The sequence below is a fragment of the Coriobacteriaceae bacterium genome, from assembly GCA_025992705.1.
Lineage (GTDB): Bacteria > Actinomycetota > Coriobacteriia > Coriobacteriales > QAMH01 > QAMH01.
Map to the genome: position 1 here is coordinate 995,036 of DAJPGJ010000001.1, position 21,220 is coordinate 1,016,255.

General features: G+C 59.7%; 20 protein-coding genes and 1 other RNA gene. 20 read left to right on the top strand and 1 reads right to left on the bottom strand.

Annotated elements, in window-relative coordinates; all coding sequences use genetic code 11:
* The first annotated feature begins 1 nt into the window (after window position 1).
* From OIM11_04490 to rnpB, 20 genes are all read left to right on the top strand, one after another.
* Window positions 2–511, top strand: a complete 510-nt coding sequence (locus OIM11_04490) for a hypothetical protein (protein HJJ00390.1) — start codon at window positions 2–4, stop codon at window positions 509–511.
* Window positions 512–553: 42 nt separating this feature from the next.
* Window positions 554–2,356 (top strand): penicillin-binding protein 2, encoded by a 1,803-nt coding sequence (locus OIM11_04495; GenBank protein ID HJJ00391.1) that lies wholly within the window; start codon window positions 554–556, stop codon window positions 2,354–2,356.
* A 17-nt stretch (window positions 2,357–2,373) separates the two neighbouring features.
* Window positions 2,374–3,861, top strand: a complete 1,488-nt coding sequence (locus tag OIM11_04500; protein ID HJJ00392.1) for a UDP-N-acetylmuramoyl-L-alanyl-D-glutamate--2,6-diaminopimelate ligase — start codon at window positions 2,374–2,376, stop codon at window positions 3,859–3,861.
* Window positions 3,862–3,863: 2 nt separating this feature from the next.
* Window positions 3,864–5,285, top strand: coding sequence for a UDP-N-acetylmuramoyl-tripeptide--D-alanyl-D-alanine ligase (locus OIM11_04505; GenBank protein HJJ00393.1), 1,422 nt, complete (start codon window positions 3,864–3,866; stop codon window positions 5,283–5,285).
* Window positions 5,282–6,319: a phospho-N-acetylmuramoyl-pentapeptide-transferase gene (gene mraY, locus OIM11_04510; GenBank protein HJJ00394.1), complete on the top strand. Its 1,038-nt coding sequence runs from the start codon at window positions 5,282–5,284 to the stop codon at window positions 6,317–6,319. The genes OIM11_04505 and mraY overlap by 4 nt, the downstream gene beginning before the upstream one ends.
* A gap of 16 nt (window positions 6,320–6,335) precedes the next feature.
* Window positions 6,336–7,694, top strand: coding sequence for a UDP-N-acetylmuramoyl-L-alanine--D-glutamate ligase (murD, locus tag OIM11_04515; protein HJJ00395.1), 1,359 nt, complete (start codon window positions 6,336–6,338; stop codon window positions 7,692–7,694).
* Between the two features lie 7 nt (window positions 7,695–7,701).
* Complete coding sequence (gene ftsW, locus OIM11_04520) at window positions 7,702–9,156, top strand: putative lipid II flippase FtsW (GenBank protein HJJ00396.1); 1,455 nt, start codon at window positions 7,702–7,704, stop codon at window positions 9,154–9,156.
* An 80-nt stretch (window positions 9,157–9,236) separates the two neighbouring features.
* Window positions 9,237–10,349: an undecaprenyldiphospho-muramoylpentapeptide beta-N-acetylglucosaminyltransferase gene (gene murG / locus OIM11_04525; GenBank protein ID HJJ00397.1), complete on the top strand. Its 1,113-nt coding sequence runs from the start codon at window positions 9,237–9,239 to the stop codon at window positions 10,347–10,349.
* On the top strand, window positions 10,342–11,727 hold the full coding sequence (murC, locus tag OIM11_04530; protein HJJ00398.1) for a UDP-N-acetylmuramate--L-alanine ligase: 1,386 nt from the start codon (window positions 10,342–10,344) through the stop codon (window positions 11,725–11,727). Before murG ends, murC begins: the two co-directional genes overlap by 8 nt.
* Window positions 11,728–11,767: 40 nt before the next feature.
* On the top strand, window positions 11,768–12,769 hold the full coding sequence (locus OIM11_04535; protein HJJ00399.1) for an FtsQ-type POTRA domain-containing protein: 1,002 nt from the start codon (window positions 11,768–11,770) through the stop codon (window positions 12,767–12,769).
* Between the two features lie 118 nt (window positions 12,770–12,887).
* The gene (locus OIM11_04540) at window positions 12,888–13,688 is read left to right on the top strand and encodes an SDR family oxidoreductase (GenBank protein ID HJJ00400.1); all 801 of its coding nucleotides are present in this window, start codon (window positions 12,888–12,890) and stop codon (window positions 13,686–13,688) included.
* Window positions 13,689–14,085: 397 nt separating this feature from the next.
* Window positions 14,086–15,174: a cell division protein FtsZ gene (gene ftsZ / locus OIM11_04545; GenBank protein HJJ00401.1), complete on the top strand. Its 1,089-nt coding sequence runs from the start codon at window positions 14,086–14,088 to the stop codon at window positions 15,172–15,174.
* Between the two features lie 26 nt (window positions 15,175–15,200).
* Window positions 15,201–16,040 (top strand): polyphenol oxidase family protein, encoded by an 840-nt coding sequence (locus OIM11_04550; protein ID HJJ00402.1) that lies wholly within the window; start codon window positions 15,201–15,203, stop codon window positions 16,038–16,040.
* On the top strand, window positions 16,037–16,732 hold the full coding sequence (locus OIM11_04555; protein HJJ00403.1) for a YggS family pyridoxal phosphate-dependent enzyme: 696 nt from the start codon (window positions 16,037–16,039) through the stop codon (window positions 16,730–16,732). The genes OIM11_04550 and OIM11_04555 overlap by 4 nt, the downstream gene beginning before the upstream one ends.
* Before the next feature lie 48 nt (window positions 16,733–16,780).
* Complete coding sequence (locus tag OIM11_04560; GenBank protein HJJ00404.1) at window positions 16,781–17,566, top strand: cell division protein SepF; 786 nt, start codon at window positions 16,781–16,783, stop codon at window positions 17,564–17,566.
* Window positions 17,567–17,572: 6 nt separating this feature from the next.
* Window positions 17,573–18,400, top strand: a complete 828-nt coding sequence (proC, locus tag OIM11_04565; protein HJJ00405.1) for a pyrroline-5-carboxylate reductase — start codon at window positions 17,573–17,575, stop codon at window positions 18,398–18,400.
* Window positions 18,397–18,675, top strand: a complete 279-nt coding sequence (locus tag OIM11_04570; GenBank protein ID HJJ00406.1) for a YggT family protein — start codon at window positions 18,397–18,399, stop codon at window positions 18,673–18,675. The genes proC and OIM11_04570 overlap by 4 nt, the downstream gene beginning before the upstream one ends.
* 16 nt (window positions 18,676–18,691) lie before the next feature.
* Entirely contained in the window at window positions 18,692–19,510 is an 819-nt protein-coding gene (locus OIM11_04575) for a DivIVA domain-containing protein (GenBank protein ID HJJ00407.1), read from the top strand.
* A gap of 11 nt (window positions 19,511–19,521) precedes the next feature.
* On the top strand, window positions 19,522–19,776 hold the full coding sequence (locus tag OIM11_04580) for a DUF167 domain-containing protein (GenBank protein ID HJJ00408.1): 255 nt from the start codon (window positions 19,522–19,524) through the stop codon (window positions 19,774–19,776).
* A gap of 284 nt (window positions 19,777–20,060) precedes the next feature.
* Window positions 20,061–20,426, top strand: an RNA gene (gene rnpB / locus OIM11_04585) — RNase P RNA component class A.
* 6 nt (window positions 20,427–20,432) lie between these two features.
* On the opposite strand, the gene OIM11_04590 is transcribed toward rnpB, so the two are convergent.
* Window positions 20,433–21,137 carry a hypothetical protein gene (locus tag OIM11_04590; GenBank protein HJJ00409.1) on the bottom strand — a complete coding sequence of 235 codons (705 nt, stop codon included), beginning with the start codon at window positions 21,135–21,137 and terminating at the stop codon, window positions 20,433–20,435.
* Window positions 21,138–21,220 lie beyond the last annotated feature (83 nt).

The window sequence follows — 21,220 nt, forward strand, 5'->3', positions numbered from 1 at the left end:
CATGGCGCAGGCTGCTCGACAATACTACGGTTATTCTCGGTTTGCCGGTCAGGCTGCCCGTGACCTGGCGCCCGAGCGCCAGGCGCGTCCCGATGTCCATGTCATTCCCGGACAGCGCACGTCGAATCCCGCGCTGCAGGCCATCTCCCCCGAGCATGCCTTCGCCTTCAAGCTCGCTCTCGTTATCATCGTCACCATCGCCGTGCTGTGCTCCGTGCGCGTATGGCTCTCTGCCTCGACAGTGGCGATGCTCGACAACGTCAATACGATCGAGAGCACGTTGACGAGTGCCCAGGCCAAGACCAACGAACTTGAGATTCAGCATTCCATTCTGTCGAGCTCGACGCGCATCGAGGAAGAGGCAAGCAAGATTGGCATGATCGCGCCACCTACCGTCAAGTATCTGAAAGTCGTCATTCCCGGCAAGGTCGTTTTGAATGCGGACGGATCAATATCGCTTACGGGCACGCTCCAAAACGTCGAAGACTACGTTGCCGCAAGCACGGGGTAGGTTCTTTGTATGAGGCATAGTCAAGACAGAGCACGCAGCGTGATGCCGGAGCGATGGTCCAGGGACTGGATCATCCTCGTGCTTTTTGCGGTATTTCTCGTCGCCATCATCGCAAACCTCATTTACATCCAGGTCATCCGTGGCCCGGCGTATGCCCGCATGGCGCAATCTTCCCATACGACCGAGGTGAGCCTCTCTGCGCGACGTGGCACCGTCTACGACCGCAACGGAGAGGTCATAGCATCCAATGTCGATGCGACGACCATCTACGTGAATCCTCAGGAGGTCACGAACCCTGACCGTCTCGCCACCGTGCTTGCCGAGGTCCTGGGGCAGGATAGCGGCAAGACCAAAGAAGACTACCTCAAGATCATCGACCAGCCCGACCTCTCGTTCGCCTACATCCAGCGCAAGGCGGATACCGTGTCTGCCGAAGCCCTCAAGAACCGTCTGAGCGATGAGAAGCTCAAGGGCATTCACTATCTCGATGATACGAAACGCGTGTATCCCAACGGGGAGGTGGGCAGTCAGGTCGTCGGAGTGGTCGACATCGATGGCAAGGGCATTTCCGGCCTCGAGCTCGAGTACGACGAGTTGCTCAAGGGCGTGGATGGCAGCATCGTCTTCGAACGAGGCATGAACGACATTCCCATCACCAACGGCGAGACCTCCCGCGTCGAGACGGTCGATGGCACGGACATCGTGACGAGCATCGACATCAACCTGCAGAAGCTCTGCGAAGAGCGGCTTCTGGCGACGGTCATAGACACGGAGGCGCAAGGCGGTAGCATTACCGTGATGGATGCGGCCACGGGCGAGATCTATTCGGCCTGTTCATACGCGAAGAAGAGCGACGAGGAGCGCAACGCCGAGTATGAGGCGGCCGAGAAGGAAGCGGCGGCGATAGCGGCGTCGGGTCAGCCGAGCGAGGTAAACCCATTCGACGAGCTGTGCGACTACAAGCTCGAGGTGGGCAAGCTCGCCTCCGTGACCGACATCTACGAGCCGGGATCGACCTTCAAGGCGTTCACGGCATACTCGGTGCTCGCCAATAACGCCAATATCGACGAGAGCACGACCTACAAGGTTCCGTATGCCCTTGAGGTCTACGATACCGTCATCACCGATTCGCATGACCATCCCTTCGAGGATATGAGCCTGCGCAGGATTCTGGCCGATTCCTCGAACACGGGCACGACGCTCGTCTCTCGCGAGGTTGATCTCGCGCAGCTCTACGACAGCTATCACGCCTTCGGGTTTGGCGCGAAGACCGGGTGCGACTTCCCCGGCGATACGGCCGGCCAGCTCGAGGAGAGCAAGGACTGGGATGGCGTGCAGAGTGCGACGGTCACGTTTGGGCAGGGCCTTACCGTGACGCCGCTGCAACTCGTACGCGCCTATGGTGTTTTGGAGCAGGGTGGTACGCTCGTGACCCCGCACTTCCTCACCGATGTTCCCAACGACGCCGAGACTGCGCAACGTCTTATGCAGGACTTGACGAAGCGCGAGACCGTTGCCGATGCGGGCGTATGCAAGGAGGTAAGCGAGATGCTCACCTCCGTCGTGACCGAGGGAACGGGCGAGGAAGCCGCCGTCGACGGATTTACCGTCACGGGCAAGACGGGCACGGCCGAGATCGCAAGCGTCTATGGCGGCTACGAGGAAAACGCATACGTCATGTCATTTTGCGGCTGGCTCTACGGCTCCTCGAGCGATCTTATCTGTCTCGTGACGGTAAACAGACCTCATACGAATCTTGGCGCCGGCGGCCTGTGTGGCCCGGTCTTTTCCGAGATCATGACATACGCAACGAAGCGCTACCAAATTGACGCGCAGAGCAAGTAGGGAAGAGCGAAGAGACGATGATGCGGAGTGCATGCAACATAGAATCCTTGTTCGCGGGTGTGGCCCATGAGGCGCTGCATTGCGAGGATGGCCCGTACGAGGTGAACGCCCTCGAGTTCTCCTCGCGTGACGTCAAACCGGGTGCGCTTTTCTTCTGCGTTCCCGGTACCGTCGTCGACGGGCATGATTTTGCCGCCGATGCGCTCGAGCATGGTGCCGTTGGCCTTGTGGTCGAGCGTGAACTCGAGATTGATGCGCCGCAGTTTCTCGTCGAGGATGCGCGCGCTGCCTTGGCGCTTTGCTCGGCGAACTTCTACGACAGCCCGTCGCGCAAGCTCGACGTCGTTGGCATTACGGGCACGAATGGCAAGACGACCACCTGCTTTCTCGTCGAGCATCTCCTGAGACATGCCGACATGCGCGCCGGTCTCATCGGCACGGTCGAGTGCCATGTTGCCGACGAAATCTACCCTTCCGCGCATACCACGCCGGAGTCACGTGATTTCCAGGAGCTCCTTGCCCGGATGGTCGATGCACATGTCGATGCCTGTGCATGCGAGATCTCGAGTCACGCGCTCGATCTCGGGCGTGTCAGGGGAACGCACTTTAGGGTGGCTGCATTCAGCAATCTCACGCAGGATCATCTTGACTACCACAAGACGATGGAGGAGTACTTCGCGGCGAAGGCGCGTCTCTTCACCGAGTACGAGCCCGATGCATGCGTCATCTGCACGGATTCGAATGCGGGCAAGCGCATGGCGCAGCTCTGCAGCGATGCGGGCCGTGCGCTGTATCGCGTCGGCTCCGATGCCGATTGCGAGGTGCGTCTCGTGGAAGCGCGCTTTGATGCCCGCGAGACACGCATCGACGTGGAGGCCGCGGGGGAGTGGCTGCATCTGACGCTGCCGCTCGTCGGCCGCTTCAATGTCGAGAACGCGCTTATCGCCTTCGGCATCGGTATGGCGCTTGGCCTTACCAACGAGGTAATCGTTTCCGGTCTCGAATCTGCGCCCCAGGTCCCCGGACGTCTCGAACGCGTCACGGGCGCCAAGGGAACGCATGCGCCTTTCGGCGTACTCGTGGATTACGCGCATACGCCCGATTCGGTCGCGAAGGCCATTGATGCGGTGCGGGCCGTCACGCAAGGCCGCATATTCTGCGTTTTCGGTTGTGGCGGAGATCGGGACCATGGCAAGCGCCCCAAGATGGGCGCTGCCGCACTCGCAGCCGATTTCGCCATCGTGACGAGCGACAATCCGCGCACGGAAGATCCTAATGCGATCATCGAGCAGATCGTCGCAGGCATGCAGGATTGCGAGGAGCGCTACACCGTCATACCGGACCGTGCCGAGGCCATACGCTTTGCTATTGAACAGGCCCGTGAGGGCGATGTCGTTCTCATCGCCGGCAAGGGTCACGAGGACTATCAGATTATCGGAGATGTCAAACACCACTTCGACGACCGCGAGGTCGCCGCTGCGGCAATAGAGGAGTTGGAGTCATAGCAATGGATATTTCTGTTTCCGACATTGCCAAGGTCACGGGCGGTGAGTATATCGGTGACGAGACCGCGTTGCGTCGCATCGTCTCGGGGCTGACCTGGGATTCGCGCACCATCATGCCCGATAACATCTTCCTCGCCATGCCCGGCATGCGTGTCGATGGCAACGATTACGTGCGTGCGGCGATCCAGCGCGGAGCGGGCGCCGTCGTCTGCACGCGCATGCCCACCGAGAACGTCATCGCCGTTGCCGGTGAGTTTGCCTGTCCCATGATCGTCGTCGATGATGGCGTCGAGGCACTCGAGAAAATCGCGGGGTCCTGGCGCGACAGACTGCATGCCATCGTCATTGGCGTGACGGGCTCCACGGGCAAGACCTCGACGAAGGATCTCCTGAGCTCCGTGTTCTCCCAGCGTTTCAAGACTACCGCAACGCAAGGCAACCAGAATAACGAGATTGGCGTGCCGGCGACGATACTTGCGGCCGATGAGGACACCGAAGTGCTCATCGTCGAGCTCGGCATGCGCGGCATGCATCAGATCGAGCACCTTTGCACCTTCGTCAAGCCGAGCATCGCCGTTGTGACGAACGTCGGCGTGAGCCATATGGAGCTGCTCGGTAGCCGCGAGAACATAGCGCATGCCAAATCGGAGCTGCTTTCGGCTCTACCGGATACGGGATATGCGGTCCTCAATGCCGATGATGAGTATACGCCCCTGCTCGAGAACTTCGCGCATCTCGCGGAACGCGGCGTGACCGTGCATAACTACGGATTTTCCCCCGAGGCCGAGACGCATGCGCAAAATGTCAGCTACGATGCCGAGGCCTGCGCGAGCTTCGAGATCGTCACGGGCGATGCCGCACCGGTGCCCGTCACGCTTGGCATGCCGGGCCGGCACAACGTCCTCAACGCGCTTGCAGCCTATGCGGCTGGCATCAACATGGGCATAGCTCCCGATGACATCGCACGAGGCCTTGCCGAGGCAAAGGCAAGCGGGATGCGCATGGAAATCGAGCATACGCCTGACGGCGTGACCATCCTCAACGATGCGTACAACGCCAATCCGGATTCGATGCGCGCCTCGATCAGCACGCTCATGACCCTCGAGGGGGATGGAAGGCGCATCGCGGTCCTGGGCGATATGGGCGAGCTTGGCTCGGATGAGTATCAACTGCACGTTGACGTGGGAACCTTTGCAGCACAGGCAGACCTTGATATGCTCGTGTGCATTGGAACGCTCAGTGTCGGCATCAAGGCAGGCGCGCTCGCGGCAGACATGGACGCCGCACGCGTCAAGAGCTTCACGGGCGTTGACGAGGCGATCGCGTTTCTCGAAAAGAACGTCCAGGAGGGTGACCTTGTTCTGGTTAAGGCATCGCGTTTCATGGAGTTGGAGCGCATAGTCAAGGGGATAATGCAACGATGATCAGCGTTTTTAGCCAATATCCGACGTATCAGGTCTTCCTTGCCTTCATTTTCTCGATGGCATTGACCATGATCGTCATGCCCTTCTTCATCAAGCTTCTCAAGGTGCGCCAGATTGGCCAGCAGGTACGCGCAGACGGCCCGCAAGGTCATCTCGTCAAGCAGGGTACGCCCACCATGGGCGGTATCGTCATTTTGCTCATGATGACCGCCTCGATCTTCCTCGTGGGCACGCCCGATCCGCCGCTGCTGCTCATCCTGGCGGCAACGCTGCTTACGGGTTTGCTGGGATTCGTTGACGATATCTCCAAGGTCGCCAAGGAGCGCTCGCTCGGACTGCTTCCCTACCAAAAGATGGTTGCGCTCACACTCATATCCGTGAGCTTTTGCCTTATCGCAGTCAACTACCTGGGCATCGAGCCGTACGTGACCATCCCCTTCACGCAGTTCAACCTCGACCTGGGTGTTCTCACGACCGTTCTTCCCTTCGGGGATGGTTTCGAGATTCCCTGGCTTTACGTCATTTTCGTCTTCCTGCTCATGGCCGGTATGGCCAATGCCGTGAACCTCACCGATGGTCTTGACGGCCTTGCCGGTGGCGCGATCATGATTGTCATGCTCATCATGGCGGCCATCGCGTTTCGCACGGGCAAGCTTGACGTCGCGGTGTTCGCGACGGCCGCTGCAGGTGCCTGCGTCGGCTTCCTCTGGTTCAACTGCTATCCCGCGAGCATATTCATGGGAGATACGGGCTCGCTTGCGCTCGGCACGGCGTTTGCCGCCATTGCTGTCATCACCAAGACCGAGCTCTTCAGCATCATCATCGGCGGCCTCTTCGTCGTCGAGGCGCTCTCGGTCATGATCCAGGTGCTGTACTTCAAGCGCACGCGCAAACGCGTCTTCCTCATGGCACCGCTACATCATCACTTCGAGAAAAAGGGCTGGTCCGAGACCAAGGTAGTCATCAGGTTCTGGATCATCACCGGCCTCTGTGCGGGAGTGGGCTTCGCCGTCTACTTCATCGGGTCAATGTAGGGGAGGTGCTGTAACCATGGCTTCCATGCTCGTACTTGGTCTCGGGAAAAGTGGCGTTGCCTCCGCGCGGCATGCGCTGAGCGCCGGCGAGGAACTCACCATTTACGCGGGCACCGCAAATGATGCGACAAAGGCTGCCGCGCGCGAGTTCGAGGAGGCGGGCGTTCCCGTCATCTTCGATGTCGAGGATATCGAGGGCAGCTTCGACACCTGTGTCGTGTCCCCTGGTATTCCGCAAAGCGGGAACTTCTATGCGAGCGCCAAGCGCGCAAGCAAGGAGATTATCAGCGAGCCGGAATATGCCTGGCGTCTCTCGCCCCGGTCCTGGATTGCCGTGACGGGAACGAATGGGAAGACCACGACGACTTCGTTCGTGACGCACCTGCTGAATTGCTGTGGCAAATCCGCCTACGCCTGCGGCAATATCGGGATGACCTGCATTGGCGCTGTCGAGCATCGTGGCGAGGACGAGGTTCTCGTTGCCGAGATGTCCTCGTACCAATTGGCGTCGACTGTCGATTTTGCCCCGCAGGTTGCCATTCTGCTCAACATCACGCCCGATCACATCTCCTGGCACGGTAGCTTCGATGCCTACGCGCAGGCAAAGTTCAAGGTTTTCGAGAACATGGAGGCAGGTTCGACGGTTATTGTCGGCGCAAGCGTACTCGATGCCTATCCCGAACTGCACGCGCTGTTAGAGGGACGGGGCGTCAGGCTCGTAACTGTGGGCGTGCGGGTCGATTCGACGTGTGCGTTCGAGGATGCCGAGGGCATGCTCGTCTACCAGGATGAGTCCGGCCAGAGCCATGAGCTCGTCTCGACTCGGGAGCTTGGCATTCAGGGTGCTCACAATGTCGAGAATGCCCTCTGCGCTGCAAGCGCCGCTCTCGCCTGTGGTTGCGAGTTCGCATGTGTCCGGGAGGGTCTCAAGAGCTTCAAGCCGCTCGAGCATCGTCTCGAGCCCTGTGGCAGTGTCGATGGCATCGATTTCTTCAACGATTCGAAGGCAACCAACGTCGATGCCACCCTCAAGGCGCTCACGGCTTTCCCCGATCGCAAGATCGTGCTGCTGCTTGGCGGCAGGGACAAAATGACCGCGCTTGACGAGCTTGTCGAGGCTTGTGCGGACGTTTGCCGTGCTGTCGTCGTATATGGCGAGGCGGGCGAGCGCTTCCACGAGGCCTTTGCGGACAGCCCCGTCGATTCGTATCTCGAGACGGGCATGAAACAGGCGCTCGATTGTGCCTGCGAGGTCGCGCAGCCCGGTGACGCGATCGTGCTCTCGCCTGCATGTGCCTCCTTCGACGAGTTCGACTCGTTCGAGCATCGCGGACAGGTGTTCAAGGAGTGCGTTTCCCTGAGGACGCGGGCATAGGTGCATCATGGCGCGCAAGCAGGTGACATCCAAGACGAAGGCCAGGGCAGGCTCCTCTCGCTTGCTCTCGGAGCCATCTGCCATCATGGCACCGCGCCTGCTTTTCATTCTGAGCGTTGTCGCACTGTGCATACTGGGCATCATCATGGTCTACTCCGCCTCGTCGATAGCGGCCTATAACGAGTTCGGTGACGCCGCGTACTACGTCAAGCGCCAAGCGGTCTTCCTTGTCCTCGGTCTCGTCTTGTGCATCATCTGCTGCCGTGTGCCCTATTCCTTCTGGGGACAGCCGGTTGTCTTCATCGCCTTCTGGCTCGCCACCGTTGCCATGCTCTCGCTGACCGCGTTTGGCATGGGTGTAAGCGCCCTGGGTGCCGAGCGTTCCATCGTCATCGCCGGTTTCAATTTGCAGCCGGCTGAATTCGCCAAGATCACCGTGCTCATGGCCGTGGCTTCCATCGTGCAGATGCGCATGAATGGGGTAGTGAGCGGGCGGCGTTTCATCGTCATCGTGCTCGTGGCCACCATCGTTCCCTTGATCCTGATTTACCGCCAGCCCGATTTGGGCACGGCGATTATCCTTGCCGTCGGACTCATCGCATTGGCCTTGCTCGCGGGAATCTCCTGGAAACTCATCGCGCTGATCTTTGGCGTCGTCATCGCGTATATCGTCGTGGCCTGCATCACGCAGCCCTATCACCTCGATCGTATCGTTTCCATGCTTGACCCCTGGGTCGATCCGCAGGGTGATGGCTATCAGGCGATTCAATCTCTGTACGCTTTTGGAAGCGGCGGCGTCTTCGGTACGGGCCTTGGGCTTTCCCGTCAGAAGTACCTCTATCTGCCTTATGCGCACACCGATTTCATCTATGCGATCGTTGGCGAGGAACTGGGCCTCATCGGTGCCGTTTTCGTGGTGGTGCTTTTCGGACTCTTCATCTTTGCCGGCATGCGCATCTGCCGCAATGCACCGGACATGTTCGGATGCATGCTGGCCGGCTCGTTTACGGTCATGATCGGGTTTCAGGCCTGCGTGAACATGGCCTGCGTCACGGGCATTGCCCCCGTAACCGGCAAGGCGCTCCCGTTTATCAGCTACGGTGGCTCGTCCCTTATCGCGACGATGATCATGATCGGCATCATTCTGTCCGTCTCGCTGCGCTCGAAGGTCGGCATGAGCCACGAGCGCAAACGCGACAACCTCAGGGTCATCGATGGTAGGGACAGGATGCGGAGCGAGGCGCCATCGCCACATGTCGAGCGCGATAACGTCATCCGTCTGCATGATCCTGCCCGCAAGAGAGATGTCGCGGCATCGGGTCCGCGTGCTACTTCAACGCGAAGAGAGGGGCTTCGCTCGGCTCAAACGGCGAGGAGCACGGGTACGCACGGTGCGGTATCGTCGCAGCGAAGCGGATATGCCGGTTTGGCGAGAAGACGCAGCTCTGGGTATAGGCGCTAGCTGCCTGTCGTGATGCCCTGCTCTGCCAAGGGCCTTGGGTATGGGGTACACTTCTCGCTACGTTTGAAAGGGAGTCTGCCGTGTATTTCGTCATTTCTGCCGGTGGAACCGCCGGCCATATCAATCCGGCGCTTGCCGTTGCCGATGAGCTGCGCCACCGTGGGCATGAGATTCTCTTCGTGGGAACGCCCGACCATATCGAGTCGAGGCTTGCGACGCAGGCCGGCTTCGAGTTTGCGGGCTTCGCGGTAAGTGGCTTTGACAAGGCGCATCCCCTCACCATGCTGACGTCGGGCGTCAAACTCCTCAAGGCAACGCGTTGCGCCAAGAGGCTCTTCGCGCGCAAACGCCCCGACGCCGTCGTCACCTTCGGGGCCTACGTATCCATTCCGGTGGGCAGGGCCGCCTTCGAGATGGATATCCCTCTCGTCATTCACGAGCAGAACTCCGTGACTGGCATGGCAAACGTCTATCTTGCCAAGCACGCCACGGCAATCGCGCTCACCTACGCGGAAAGCGCCAAGGGCATCGAGGGCGCCCATTGCGAGCCAGTCGTTCTTGGCAATCCCGTGCGCGCTTCCTTCGAGAGCTGCACGCGCGAGCAGGCTCGGGCCGCACTCGGCATTTCCGATGATGCGACCGTCTTGCTCGTCATGGGCGGCAGCCTTGGTGCGCAGCATATCAACAAGGCGATTTGCGAGATGAAGGAACGCCTGCTTGCCATCGACGGGTTGCATGTCATTCAATCCACGGGCGAGGGCGACTACGAGAACGTGCTCACTCAGCTCAATCTATCCGATGACGAGCGCGAGCGTTGGCGCGTCTCGCCCTATATCGATTCGATGAACGAGGTTCTTGCCGCAAGCGATCTGGTCATCAGCAGGGCTGGTGCGACTTCCCTTGCCGAGATCATGACAGTTGGCGTCCCGGCGGTGCTCGTTCCCTATCCGCACGCCCGTGCAGATCACCAGACGCTCAACGCGCAATCATGTGTGGAGCTTGGTGCCGCACGGCTCGTTCCCGATTCCGAGGTGGAGACGGTAGGCTTTGCTGATTTGGTGATAGGTCTTCTCGACGATACCGCATGTCGTGATACCATGAGGCAAGCTTGTAAGAAACTCTCCGGCTCGGACGCGCGCATGCGTCTTGCCGATATGGTCGAACAATGCGCACGAGGGAACAATGGTGAATAAACCCAAGAAGATACACTTCATCGGCATCGGTGGTGTTGGCATGTCGGGCATTGCGCTCGTCGCCAAGTCACGCGGCGTGGAGGTGAGCGGCTCGGACATGAAGGAGTCGCGTGCCACCAAGCGTCTGGTGGATGCGGGCATCGAGGTCATGATCGGGCACGATGCGGCAAATCTCGCGGATGATCTTGACGCGGTCGTTATCTCGAGTGCCATTCCCGAGAGAAATCCCGAGCTCGCCACGGCGCGCAAGCGCGGTATCCCCGTATGGCATCGCTCTCAGGCGCTTGCCTCGCTCGGGGAGGGCAAGAAGACGCTTGCCTGCGCTGGCACGCACGGCAAGACGACTACTTCCTCGATGCTTGCGACGACCATCGATCGCATGGGGCTCGATCCGAGCTTCGTCATCGGCGGCACGGTCGATGGCTACAACACCAATGCCAAGAGCGGCACGGGCGAGTATTACATCGTCGAGGCCGACGAGTCTGATGGTTCCTTCGTGCATCTTTCCCCGCACGTCGCGCTCGTGACAAACATCGAGCCCGACCATCTCGACCATTACGGTAGCCTCGAGGCGATATACGACGCTTTCGCCGATTTTCTCTCGCTGCTGCCTGACGATGGCGCTGCCGTCGTCTGCGCGGACAATCCACGACTTGCGCAGGTTGCGCGTGGAGTTGGCAAGCGAACCATCGTTTACGGCGAGAAGGGGAGTGCCGATCGCGACGTCTGCTTCGAGGTTACGGGCAGACGCGGTCTCGGCTATGCCTTCACCGTGAGCTTCCCCGATGGCACGAGCGTCGAGACGGAGATTACGAAGAACCCCGGACGTCACAACGTCCTCAACGCCACGGGCGTGCTTGGCGTCGTGTGGGCCTGCGGTCTCGATGTCGCGCAGGCGGCTCGCGCACTCGCGACCTTCTCCGGCGTGCGTAGGCGCTTCGACCTCGTCGGCGAGGAAGGCGGCGTTGTCGTCGTCGATGACTACGCCCATCATCCCACCGAGATTCGGGCAACCATCGAGGCTGCCTCCAAACTCGATTTCAATCATGTGCACGTCTTGTTCCAGCCGCATCGCTACTCGCGCACCGAGTCACTCGCGCGTGAGTTCGGCCCGGCTTTCGACGAGGCGGACTCCATCATCGTCATGGATGTGTATCCGGCTGGCGAGACACCCATCCCGGGGGTCACCGGCAAGACGGTCATCGATTCCATCTTGCGACATAACCCCCGTCAGCAGGTTGCCTGGTTGCCCCATCGCCCCGAGATCATCCCCTTCCTGCTGCAAAGGCTCTCGGCGGGCGACCTCATCATCACGATGGGGGCGGGGGATGTCACGGCGATGGCACCGCTGCTCACGCATGCATTGGCCGGGGAGTAGAATTGCTCATACGTCGCGCGTGATCGCGTGAAGGAGTGCTATGGCATCAGCCTCTCGCTCGAGGTCAGATTCCTCGAGCTCCCGCTCGAGGCGGGGCAGAAAGCAGAATACAGGAGCTAGCTCGCGGGCACGGCGCTCGTCGGTCAAGGCTCACCAGAACAAGAAGTCCGCACGTCTGCAGCGTACCAACAAGGCGCGCCAATCATCCGAGAACGCCCAGAAGCAGGCCAACGAGTCCAAGAGGAAGGCCCTCGACAAGGGCAGGCGTGCCGGCGATATCCGTGCCGAGCAGCGCGCCAAGCGTCAACGCTGGCAGTACCTGCGCTATATCGCCCGCATCGCCATTGTCATCGCGGTCATCCTCCTCGTCATCTTCGGAAGCATCTTCATCTATCGCTCTGACCTCTTCCATGTTAACAACGTGCAGGTCAACGGCTCGGCTCATCTTACGAGCCAGGAGATTACGAGCATTGCCGCCGTGTCCGATGACTCGACGTTGCTACGTCTCGATTCCAAGGGCATCAAGGAGCGTCTCGAGGACAATGCCTGGGTGCAGAACGCGGCCATTCACCGCGTCTTTCCCGATACCATCGTGATTGACATCACCGAGCGCGAGCCGGGCGCTGTCGTCAAGATCAACGATCGCTCGAATTGGGTTATCTCGACGGATGGCGCATGGCTCTCCGCTGCCACGACCGACGACTGGGAAAACGCGATGAAGATCATCGACGTGTCACCGTCCATGCCGGCGCCCATCTCGGGTGCCATGTGCGCGGATGGTGGTATCAACAACGCGCTCGACATCCTCAATTCCATCAGCGATGACCTGCGCTCGCGCATCGTGAGCATCTCGGCCGAGTCCTCCATCAAGACCTCGCTCAATCTGGTTGACGGCGTGACGGTTGCCTTTGGCGATTCGAGCGACATCGAGGTCAAGGAAGCGGTCATCAACTCGCTGCTCAACGAATACGAGGGGAGGATCTCCTACATCAACGTCCGCGTCCCGACGCGCCCCACCTATCGCATGCTCGAAGGGGAGTAGGAGCAATCCGCAACCTGGCTTTTTCGTCAATCGTCTAGAATTACCAGGAACCCGAATGCTCGCATATCGCCATGCGAGCATGCTGGTTTTCCATGCAGGCGTATGAAGGGAAAGCGAAATGGATCGTTTGAAGGACAAGGTCGCCATCGTCACGGGATCGACGAGCGGCATCGGAACGGGAATTGCCAAAATGTATGGCGCCGAGGGCGCGAAGGTCGTCGTGTGCGGCCGTCGCGAGGAGCGTGGCCAGGCCGTGGTCGATGCCATTGCCGAGGCAGGTGGCGAGGCAATGTTCCACTTCCTCGATATCACCAAGCCCGAGACCGTGGACGCGCTCTTTGCCGATACCGAGGCTGCCTATGGCAAGATCGACATCCTCGTGAACAACGCTGCGGGCATGGCCCTCAAAGACGGTCGCGTTGACGAGATCTCGCTCGAGGAATGGGATGCCGTGTTTGCGAGCGACATTCGCAGCACCTTCTACTGCACCAAGGTCGCGCTGCCCTACCTGCAGAAGAACGGAGGCGGCTCCATCATCAACATCGGCTCGATGGCATCGTGCTCGGGCGATTTGGGCACGACGGCGTATGCCTGCGCGAAGGCCGGTGTCGAGATGCTCACCCAATACACCGCACTGCAATATGGCAAGCAGGATATCCGCTGCAACTGCGTGCGCCCTGGTCTCATTGTGACGCCCGAAAACGAGTCGAAGGTCCCCGACGCGCTCAAGCAGATCTTCCTGGATAACATCGAGGTGACGCGCTACGGAAGCCCCGAGGACATCGCCGCAATGTGCGTCTACCTTGGCTCTGACGAGAGCGCCTACTTCACCGGTCAGGTCGTCACCGTCGATGGCGGCCTCAACGCGCATGTGCCCACGGTGGCGCAGTTCCGCGCCATGGCATCGCGCACCTGGTAGAAAGCACCTGGCGGCCCGCATGACAGTGACATGCGGGCCGCATAGTATCTTGCGCCTTGCGGTTGAATAGCCGAGCGAATGCAACGGTTTGGAGTGATTCCAAGAAACTGGGAACGAGATGATCAACGCTCGTTTCAAAACCGTCGGCGGGAGAATGGTAGTCACATAGGTGTGAAAGGGCTTTGTTGATGTAAATTGCTCAAAACACTAAATTTGACTAGAAATCATAGAGGAAAACACGCAAAATTCACCTAAAAAATGATGGATATCGTGGCGATACTTTGCGCGAAGTGTATACTTGTCTGGACTGATTTTTCTAACATTTGACAGACTAAACGGAGCACAAAAAGGAATCCAGACGGATGACGAGGATTCCTTAAACGTAGGAAGGACTGACATGCCCGAGTACACAGGATCTGACCATCTCGCTGTAATCAAGGTGGTCGGCGTTGGCGGCGGCGGCACGAATGCCGTCAATCGCATGGTTGAGGCCGGCGTCAAGGGTGTCGAGTTCATCGCCATCAATACCGATAGACAAGCACTGCTCATGTCCGATGCAGACCGCACGGTTCACATCGGCGAGGAACTTACGCGTGGCCTCGGTGCCGGTGCCAATCCCGAGATTGGCGCGCAGGCGGCAGAGGAGTCCCGTGCCGATATCCGCGACGCGCTTGCCGGTGCAGACATGGTCTTCGTCACTGCGGGCGAGGGCGGCGGAACGGGTACGGGTGCCGCTCCCGTCGTGGCAGAGATTGCCATGGAGGAGATTGGCGCTCTTACGGTTGGCGTTGTTACCAAACCCTTCGGCTTCGAGGGACGCAAGCGCATGAACCAGGCCGAGGAGGGCGTCGCCCTGCTCGCCCAGAAGGTCGACACGCTCATCGTCGTTCCCAACGACCGCCTTCTCCAGGTCATTGAGAAGCGCACCTCCATGCTCGACGCGTTCCGCATCGCGGATGACATCCTGCGTCAGGGCACCCAGGGCATTACGGACCTCATCACGATTCCCGGTCTCATCAACCTCGACTTCGCAGACGTCCGCGCCATCATGAAGGATGCTGGCTCCGCGATGATGGGCATCGGCATCGCCTCGGGCGAGAATCGCGCGGCCGATGCTGCCAAGGAGGCCATCTCCTCGAAGCTCCTCGAGTCTTCCATCGTGGGTGCAGATCGTATCCTGTATTCCATCACGGGTGGTAGCGACATGAGCCTGCAGGAGATCGACGAGGCCTCGCAGATCATCAACTCCGCGGCTGACGAAGATGCGAACATCATCTTCGGTACCGTCATCGACGAGTCCATGGGCGACCAAATCCGCGTCACCGTCATCGCCACGGGCTTCGATGGCACCGAGCAGCAGGCGAGCATGGATCTCGGCGGCAGACCGAGCGTGAGCCAGTCCTTTGCGGCATCCGCTCCCGAGGACAACCTTACGCCCGCCTTCGATGACGACATCCCCGACTTCCTCAAGCGCAGCCGTTACTAATGCCTCGCGGGATAGCCAACTCCCACATGCACGCAACCAAGAATCTCCGCCTCCCGCTTCCGCAGCTGGCGGAGATTCCTTTTTGTGCTGACGATGCCGAGCTACGCGTTCTCAGCGATGAGACGCTCTTCGCGACATGTGGGACACGCATCGCATTCACGACGCGCGCCGGGGGAGTGAGCGAGGGCTCCTATGCTGGCCTCAATCTTTCGTACAGCGTTGGTGACGATGCAGGACGTGTCGATGCCAATAGAAGATTGCTCTGCGCTGCACTTGATGCAGATAATTGTATAGAAAGTCTAATTTCACCATTTCAGGTGCATGGAAGTGATTTCGTCGAAATTAGACAAGTTGTCGAATCGCAGCTGAAAACAGCTGGTGAAGCTGATGGCATCGTGTGCGTTCAGTCAGAGATACCCGTGCTACTTTGCTTCGCGGATTGCGTCCCCGTGATTCTCGTTGCGCCAGATGGATCGTTTGCTGTCATTCACTCCGGCTGGCGTGGTTCCATCGCCGGCATCGCGGGCAAGGGCCTGCGCAAGCTGCAGCTGGCAGCACGGTGTGCTGCATCGGATATCAACTGCTACATTGGTCCCCACATCGGGTCGTGCTGCTACGAAGTATCCGCTGAACTCGTTGGGCAATTTGTTGCCGAATTTGGCGAGAGCTGTGATGCAGGTAACAATCACCTGGATCTATCAGCTGCGGTCATAGCCTCGCTTACGCGGGCGGGCGCTGCGGAGGATAGAATTGCAGATGCAGGTGTCTGTACGTCATGTCACCATGACGCGTACTATTCGTATCGAGCCGATGCTGGCGTCACGGGACGCCATGGAGCATTTGCGATTCGGAAAGAGGAATCATGAGTCTGGAACAACGCTGGGAAAGCACCCGTGAGGATGTCGCACACATATGCGAGAACTGCGGCAGGGATCCACGGGGCGTGAGGATCATCGCCGTGAGCAAGACGGTCGAGCCTCCCGTCGTCGGAGAGGCAATAGCCTGCGGCGTCACGGATTTCGGAGAGAACCGTGACAAGCCGTTTAACGAGAAGTGCGCTCTCTATCCAGACGCGCGTTGGCATTTTATCGGGACGCTCCAATCGAACAAGGCGCGCCACATCGTCGGCAAGGCCTTCCTCATCCATTCGCTTGACCGTCTCACGCTTCTCGATGCCATCGAGAAGGCGGCTGCGCACGGGGAGTGCGTCCAGGATGTGCTCGTCGAGGTCTCGGTTTCGGGCGAGGAGAGCAAGGGCGGCATCCGCCCTGACGACCTGCCCGCCTTTCTCGAGCGCATTGCGCAGTGCGAGCATGTCGCCTGCAAGGGATTGATGACCATGGCTCCCCAAGGTGACATCGACATTGCCCGGAAAACATTTGCCGGGTTGCAAAACTTAAGCCAGATGATGTCAAAATATTGCGATGAGCGTGATAGTATTTCTATGAGCGAACTATCGATGGGCATGTCTGAAGACTATCCCGTGGCAATCGAGGAAGGCGCCACCATGGTTCGCATTGGTAGAAGGATTTTTGACGATAACTTCAAGGCACTCTAGCGTCACCACGAACCTGGGTGCCTGTTTCATATGAGCGAGGCACTGACTATGAGTCTTTTGGGCGGTATGAAGGACCGGCTCGGATTTGGCGGAAAACCTGAGTGGGCTGATGATGACGCCGAGTACTACGAGGACGATGTCGTCTATGACGACGATTACGATGATTACGGAGATACGGGCGTAGAGGAGAGGCGCGGTAGCACGCGTCGCAGCGAGGTCATTTCCTTCGACTCCTATAATCCCAGCAATTTCGAGCACGTGACCCTGTCGTCTGATCGCAAGCCACGTGTCGCCTCCTACGATAGTCTCGATTCGTCGACGCGCTCTTCGCGTGGGTACTCCTCGCGTTCGTCGTCGAGTTCGTATGGCAGGGGTGTTGGCACATCCTCTTCGCGTCGCGATACATCGCGTTCGGTGGGGGAGCCCACCTGGTCGGCTCCTCAGGACCCGTCCTTCCTGGACTCGCCGGCACCCACGCACACGAGCCGCGACCCATATGCGTCGCTCGGCTCCGACTTCCTCAAGATCAAGGGCAATCCTGCTGGCAGGCTCGAGATCGTCTGCCCCAAGGCCTATGCTGACATCGAGAAGGTCGCCAATGCCGCAAAGGCCGGCAAGACGGTCATCCTCAATGTCGTCGACACCAAGGCCTCACTTGCCAAGCGCATCCTCGACTTCTCCTTCGGTGTCGCAAGTGCTCTCAACCTCAACGTCGGCAAGGCGGCCGAGCGCGTCTTTGTGATTTCGAAGAGCTCCGAGCCTCTAAGCGAGGAGGATCGCGAATATCTCGTTTCGCAGGATGTTCTCAAGATAGAAGACGATAACGCACGATAGGGCAAGATGAAAAACACCATAGCAAACGAACTCCAAAATGTACTCATCGTCGGTGGTGGTCGCATGGGTCAGGCCATTGCCCAGGGTATGCTGCGTATCGATGGCATGTCTGCGGACAACCTGACCATTGCCAATCCCGGGCAGGAAAAGCGCGATCGCATCGCGGCCGAGCTCGGTGTGCGTACCGTTGCGAGCGCGGCAGCCGGCATGCCTGCCAGCTGCGTCGTTCTTGCCGTCAAGCCCGCCAAGGTTCCCGAGGTTTGCACAGAACTCGTCGATGCGGGCATCGATACCACGACCCTCGTCATATCCATCGCCGCGGGTGTCTCCACGGATAAAATCGCGAACGTGCTCGGCGCCGATGTCCCCGTCGTGCGCGTCATGCCCAATACGCCGCTTCTGTGCGGCTGCGGCATGTCTGCGGTGAGTGCCGGCAGTGCCGCAAGCGATCGGGATTGCGAGCTTGTGCGCGCGCTCTTTGCCAGCATGGGCCAGGCCATCATCGTGGACGAGTCCGAGCAGGACATCGTCTGCGCCGTGAGCGGTTCGGGTCCTGCCTACTTTGAGCTCTTCGCGGAGGTCATCGCACAGGCCGCAGCCAGCCTGGGGATGCGCTACGAGGATGCACGAGAACTCGTCCTGCAGACCATGCTCGGCACCGCGCGCCTGGTCATCGAGACGGGGCAGAGCCTGCCCGATGCCATCGATGCCGTCAGCAGCCCTGGTGGCACGACAGTCGCCGCACTTGACGCCATGCGCACGGCAGGTGTCGAGGAAGCCTTGAGGGATGGTGTCGTCGCGGCGGCGCGCCGATCGAAGGAGCTGGGCGCATGATCTCCTCGACGCTTATATTCCTGCGTTCGCTTTTGCTGGGCATTTGCGATTTATATGTTGCGGTCATCCTCATCTACATTCTCATGAGCTGGCTTCCCAACCACCAATCCGGATGGGTTGGCGACATCTATCGAGCGCTTGGTCGCATTTGCGATCCCTTTCTCAATATCTTTAGGCGTATAATTCCGCCTATTGGCGGTATGCTTGACATAAGCCCGATTTTCGCGATTATCGTCGTGCAGCTGGTGGGCCGGCTCATCGCCGCGCTCCTGTAGGAAAGGAAGATCAAACATGGCCATCACGATGCAGGATATCCAGGACGAGGGATTCGAGCACGCACTGCGCGGCTATGACGTTGGACAGGTCGACGTCTTCCTCGAGCGCGTCGCCAACGAGGTCGATGCGATGAACAAGCGGATCGAGGAGCTCGAGTCCGAGCTCAAGGAGGCAAAGGACGAGCTCTCCAAGACGCGCGAGGAGCTTGCCGAGGCAAGCGCCGCGTCGCTCACGTCGCCTGCCGAGCTCGAGCAGGCCGGTCTTGTCGAGCGCGAGCTGCGTAGCGAGCTCGAGATCGCCCAGGGCCGCCTCGCTGCCATGACCGTCCGTGCTGAGGAGGCCGAGGCCAAGCTCGAGCCCATGCAGGAGCAGCTCGGCGAGAAGAACAAGCTCGACAATGCCATTGCCGAGGCATTCATATCCGCCCAGCGCAGCGCTGCTCAAATCAAGGAGGACGCGCGCATCGAGGGCGACCGCATCTACCATGAGTCCGAGGCGAAGGCTCGCGAGTTCATCCGTGAATCCCTGGCCAAGAAGGCCGCCATCGACAACGAGATCAAGGCGCTTGACGATTACGCGCAAAAGTTCCGCGAGCAGTACCTCGACATGCTCGAGCGTTTCGCCGCCCATGCCAAGGAGGAATTCAACAACCTCACCACGCAGGGCGTGACCGAGGCTCAGGTCGAGGCAGAGCTTCCCAAGCTCAAGACGCGCGGTGCGCACGACCGCACGGATGGTGTACCCACCATCGACGAGGACGAGCTGCCGCGTCTCACGACCCAGCAGATTCCGCAGATCAACATTCCCTCCATCATGCCCGACGGTGACAAGTAGGGACGTGCTTCATGCGCCTACCCGTGCATGTCACGCCCAAGTCCGGGCGTGCGGAGGTCATTGGATGGCGTGAAGGGGCGGACGGCCAGTGCGAGCTCGAGGTAAAGGTCAAGGCGGCCCCGGAAAAAGGCAAGGCTACGAAGGAGGCGGTGGCACTCATCGCCTCCTTCTTTGATGTTCCCAAGAGTTCCGTCACCTGCGTGCGCGGCGAGACGAGTCGTCACAAGATGTTCGAGGTTCCTGATTCGGTGGGTATGGATATTTGACGGGGGGGGGGTCGAGGCAAGAGGACGCTCCGCTTCGCTCCGACGGTCGCTCCCCGACAGCCCGCTTCGCGGTCCTTACGGCTCGCTCCCTTGGACCTCCGCTACACGGAGCGTCCTCTTGCCGTGAAACCCAGGCGCTCCAAAATGGCATCCCCAACCCTCGTCAACTTCTCCGTTTCGTGTGTCATGGGGTCAGACCCCTTGTCACACTCCCTGTCGCCCGCTTCTTCGCTGACCCTTCGTTGCCGTTTCGCCCAATCGCATACGCTATAATCAAGCGCGCAAAAGCGGGCTGGATGATCGCGGCGCCCGCCCCTTCGCATGAAGGGGTCCGGGTGATGAGGAAAGTCCGGGCTCCGCAGGGTAGGATGCCGGCTAACGGCCGGGCGGGGTGACCCGACGGATAGTGTCACAGAAAAGAAGACTCCCCGTGCGCGCACGGAGAAAAGCTGAAACGGTGTGGTAAGAGCGCACCAGCGTCGTGGTGACGCGGCGGCTTGACAAACCCCATCCGGAGCAAGGGCAAATAGGGATGCCATGAGTTGACCCGACTCGCATCCGGGTTGCCTGCTGGAGGGTGCTGGTAACGGCACTCCTAGATAAATGATCGTCTTAGAAGACAGAACCCGGCTTATAGGCTCGCTTTTGCATTTAGCCTACTGGATGACCCAAGCGCGTGTAAGACCCGCCACGACACGTGATTGGCTCGAACCCCGGCACTCCCCGTTCCATGATTCGGCAAGCGGGATGCGTGACCCGGCCTTGTAGTTGGCGGGATCGGCGCAGTAAAAGGTGTCGGTTTCCTCGTCGTAGTCCGTCAGAAGAACGGCGTGGGGGACGTTCGGGTCGTATGCGGCGATGCCCTCGGGATGCTCGTCGAGGAGCTCACGCAGCGCATCGGAGGTACCTGCGACATCGATGACGCCGATATCGTAGCCAGCTGTCTCGAAGTTCCATTTGACGCCGGCGGAACACCAGCCATCGGCAGTGACCGAGGCAAGGCCAAGCTCTTGCCAATCCGACCTACCATCGAGGAAGGCGGCGCGGCGTACCATCATCGCAACGGATGTGATGGTGCAACGCCCCGATCCGTTTTGCGCGAAGTAGAAATCCTCGGCACGGGATTCATCGACGAATGCCTCGCGTTTGGCGCTACTGAGGGCATCGGAGAACGCTGCCTCGATGGTCTCCGTGAGAACCGGGGATTCTCCGGCGACAAGCTTCGTGAGCTTCTGGGAGAAGATGGTCGCCTCGTCTGCATGGGCAGTGGGAGCAAGACAAAGGGTAGCACCCAGAGCGAGTGCGATGCTCAGGAGAAGCGCTGCCAATGCGACACAAGCGCGAGATATGGAGCGTGACATAATCATCCTTCGGCGTGCATGTTCGTAGTTCGATTACCGAATCACCCGAATTGGACGGGTTGCTGCCGTATATTACTGGTTCA

Coding starts and splice junctions, on each gene's coding strand:
- OIM11_04490 (HJJ00390.1), top strand. CDS start 2: ATGGCGCAGGCTGCTCGACAATACTACGGTTATTCTCGGTTTGCCGGT.
- proC (HJJ00405.1), top strand. CDS start 17,573: ATGAAAAACACCATAGCAAACGAACTCCAAAATGTACTCATCGTCGGT.
- OIM11_04495 (HJJ00391.1), top strand. CDS start 554: ATGCCGGAGCGATGGTCCAGGGACTGGATCATCCTCGTGCTTTTTGCG.
- OIM11_04575 (HJJ00407.1), top strand. CDS start 18,692: ATGGCCATCACGATGCAGGATATCCAGGACGAGGGATTCGAGCACGCA.
- OIM11_04555 (HJJ00403.1), top strand. CDS start 16,037: ATGAGTCTGGAACAACGCTGGGAAAGCACCCGTGAGGATGTCGCACAC.
- OIM11_04560 (HJJ00404.1), top strand. CDS start 16,781: ATGAGTCTTTTGGGCGGTATGAAGGACCGGCTCGGATTTGGCGGAAAA.
- ftsW (HJJ00396.1), top strand. CDS start 7,702: ATGGCGCGCAAGCAGGTGACATCCAAGACGAAGGCCAGGGCAGGCTCC.
- OIM11_04570 (HJJ00406.1), top strand. CDS start 18,397: ATGATCTCCTCGACGCTTATATTCCTGCGTTCGCTTTTGCTGGGCATT.
- murD (HJJ00395.1), top strand. CDS start 6,336: ATGGCTTCCATGCTCGTACTTGGTCTCGGGAAAAGTGGCGTTGCCTCC.
- OIM11_04590 (HJJ00409.1), bottom strand. CDS start 21,137: ATGTCACGCTCCATATCTCGCGCTTGTGTCGCATTGGCAGCGCTTCTC.
- mraY (HJJ00394.1), top strand. CDS start 5,282: ATGATCAGCGTTTTTAGCCAATATCCGACGTATCAGGTCTTCCTTGCC.
- OIM11_04500 (HJJ00392.1), top strand. CDS start 2,374: ATGATGCGGAGTGCATGCAACATAGAATCCTTGTTCGCGGGTGTGGCC.
- OIM11_04535 (HJJ00399.1), top strand. CDS start 11,768: ATGGCATCAGCCTCTCGCTCGAGGTCAGATTCCTCGAGCTCCCGCTCG.
- OIM11_04580 (HJJ00408.1), top strand. CDS start 19,522: ATGCGCCTACCCGTGCATGTCACGCCCAAGTCCGGGCGTGCGGAGGTC.
- OIM11_04505 (HJJ00393.1), top strand. CDS start 3,864: ATGGATATTTCTGTTTCCGACATTGCCAAGGTCACGGGCGGTGAGTAT.
- OIM11_04540 (HJJ00400.1), top strand. CDS start 12,888: ATGGATCGTTTGAAGGACAAGGTCGCCATCGTCACGGGATCGACGAGC.
- ftsZ (HJJ00401.1), top strand. CDS start 14,086: ATGCCCGAGTACACAGGATCTGACCATCTCGCTGTAATCAAGGTGGTC.
- OIM11_04550 (HJJ00402.1), top strand. CDS start 15,201: ATGCACGCAACCAAGAATCTCCGCCTCCCGCTTCCGCAGCTGGCGGAG.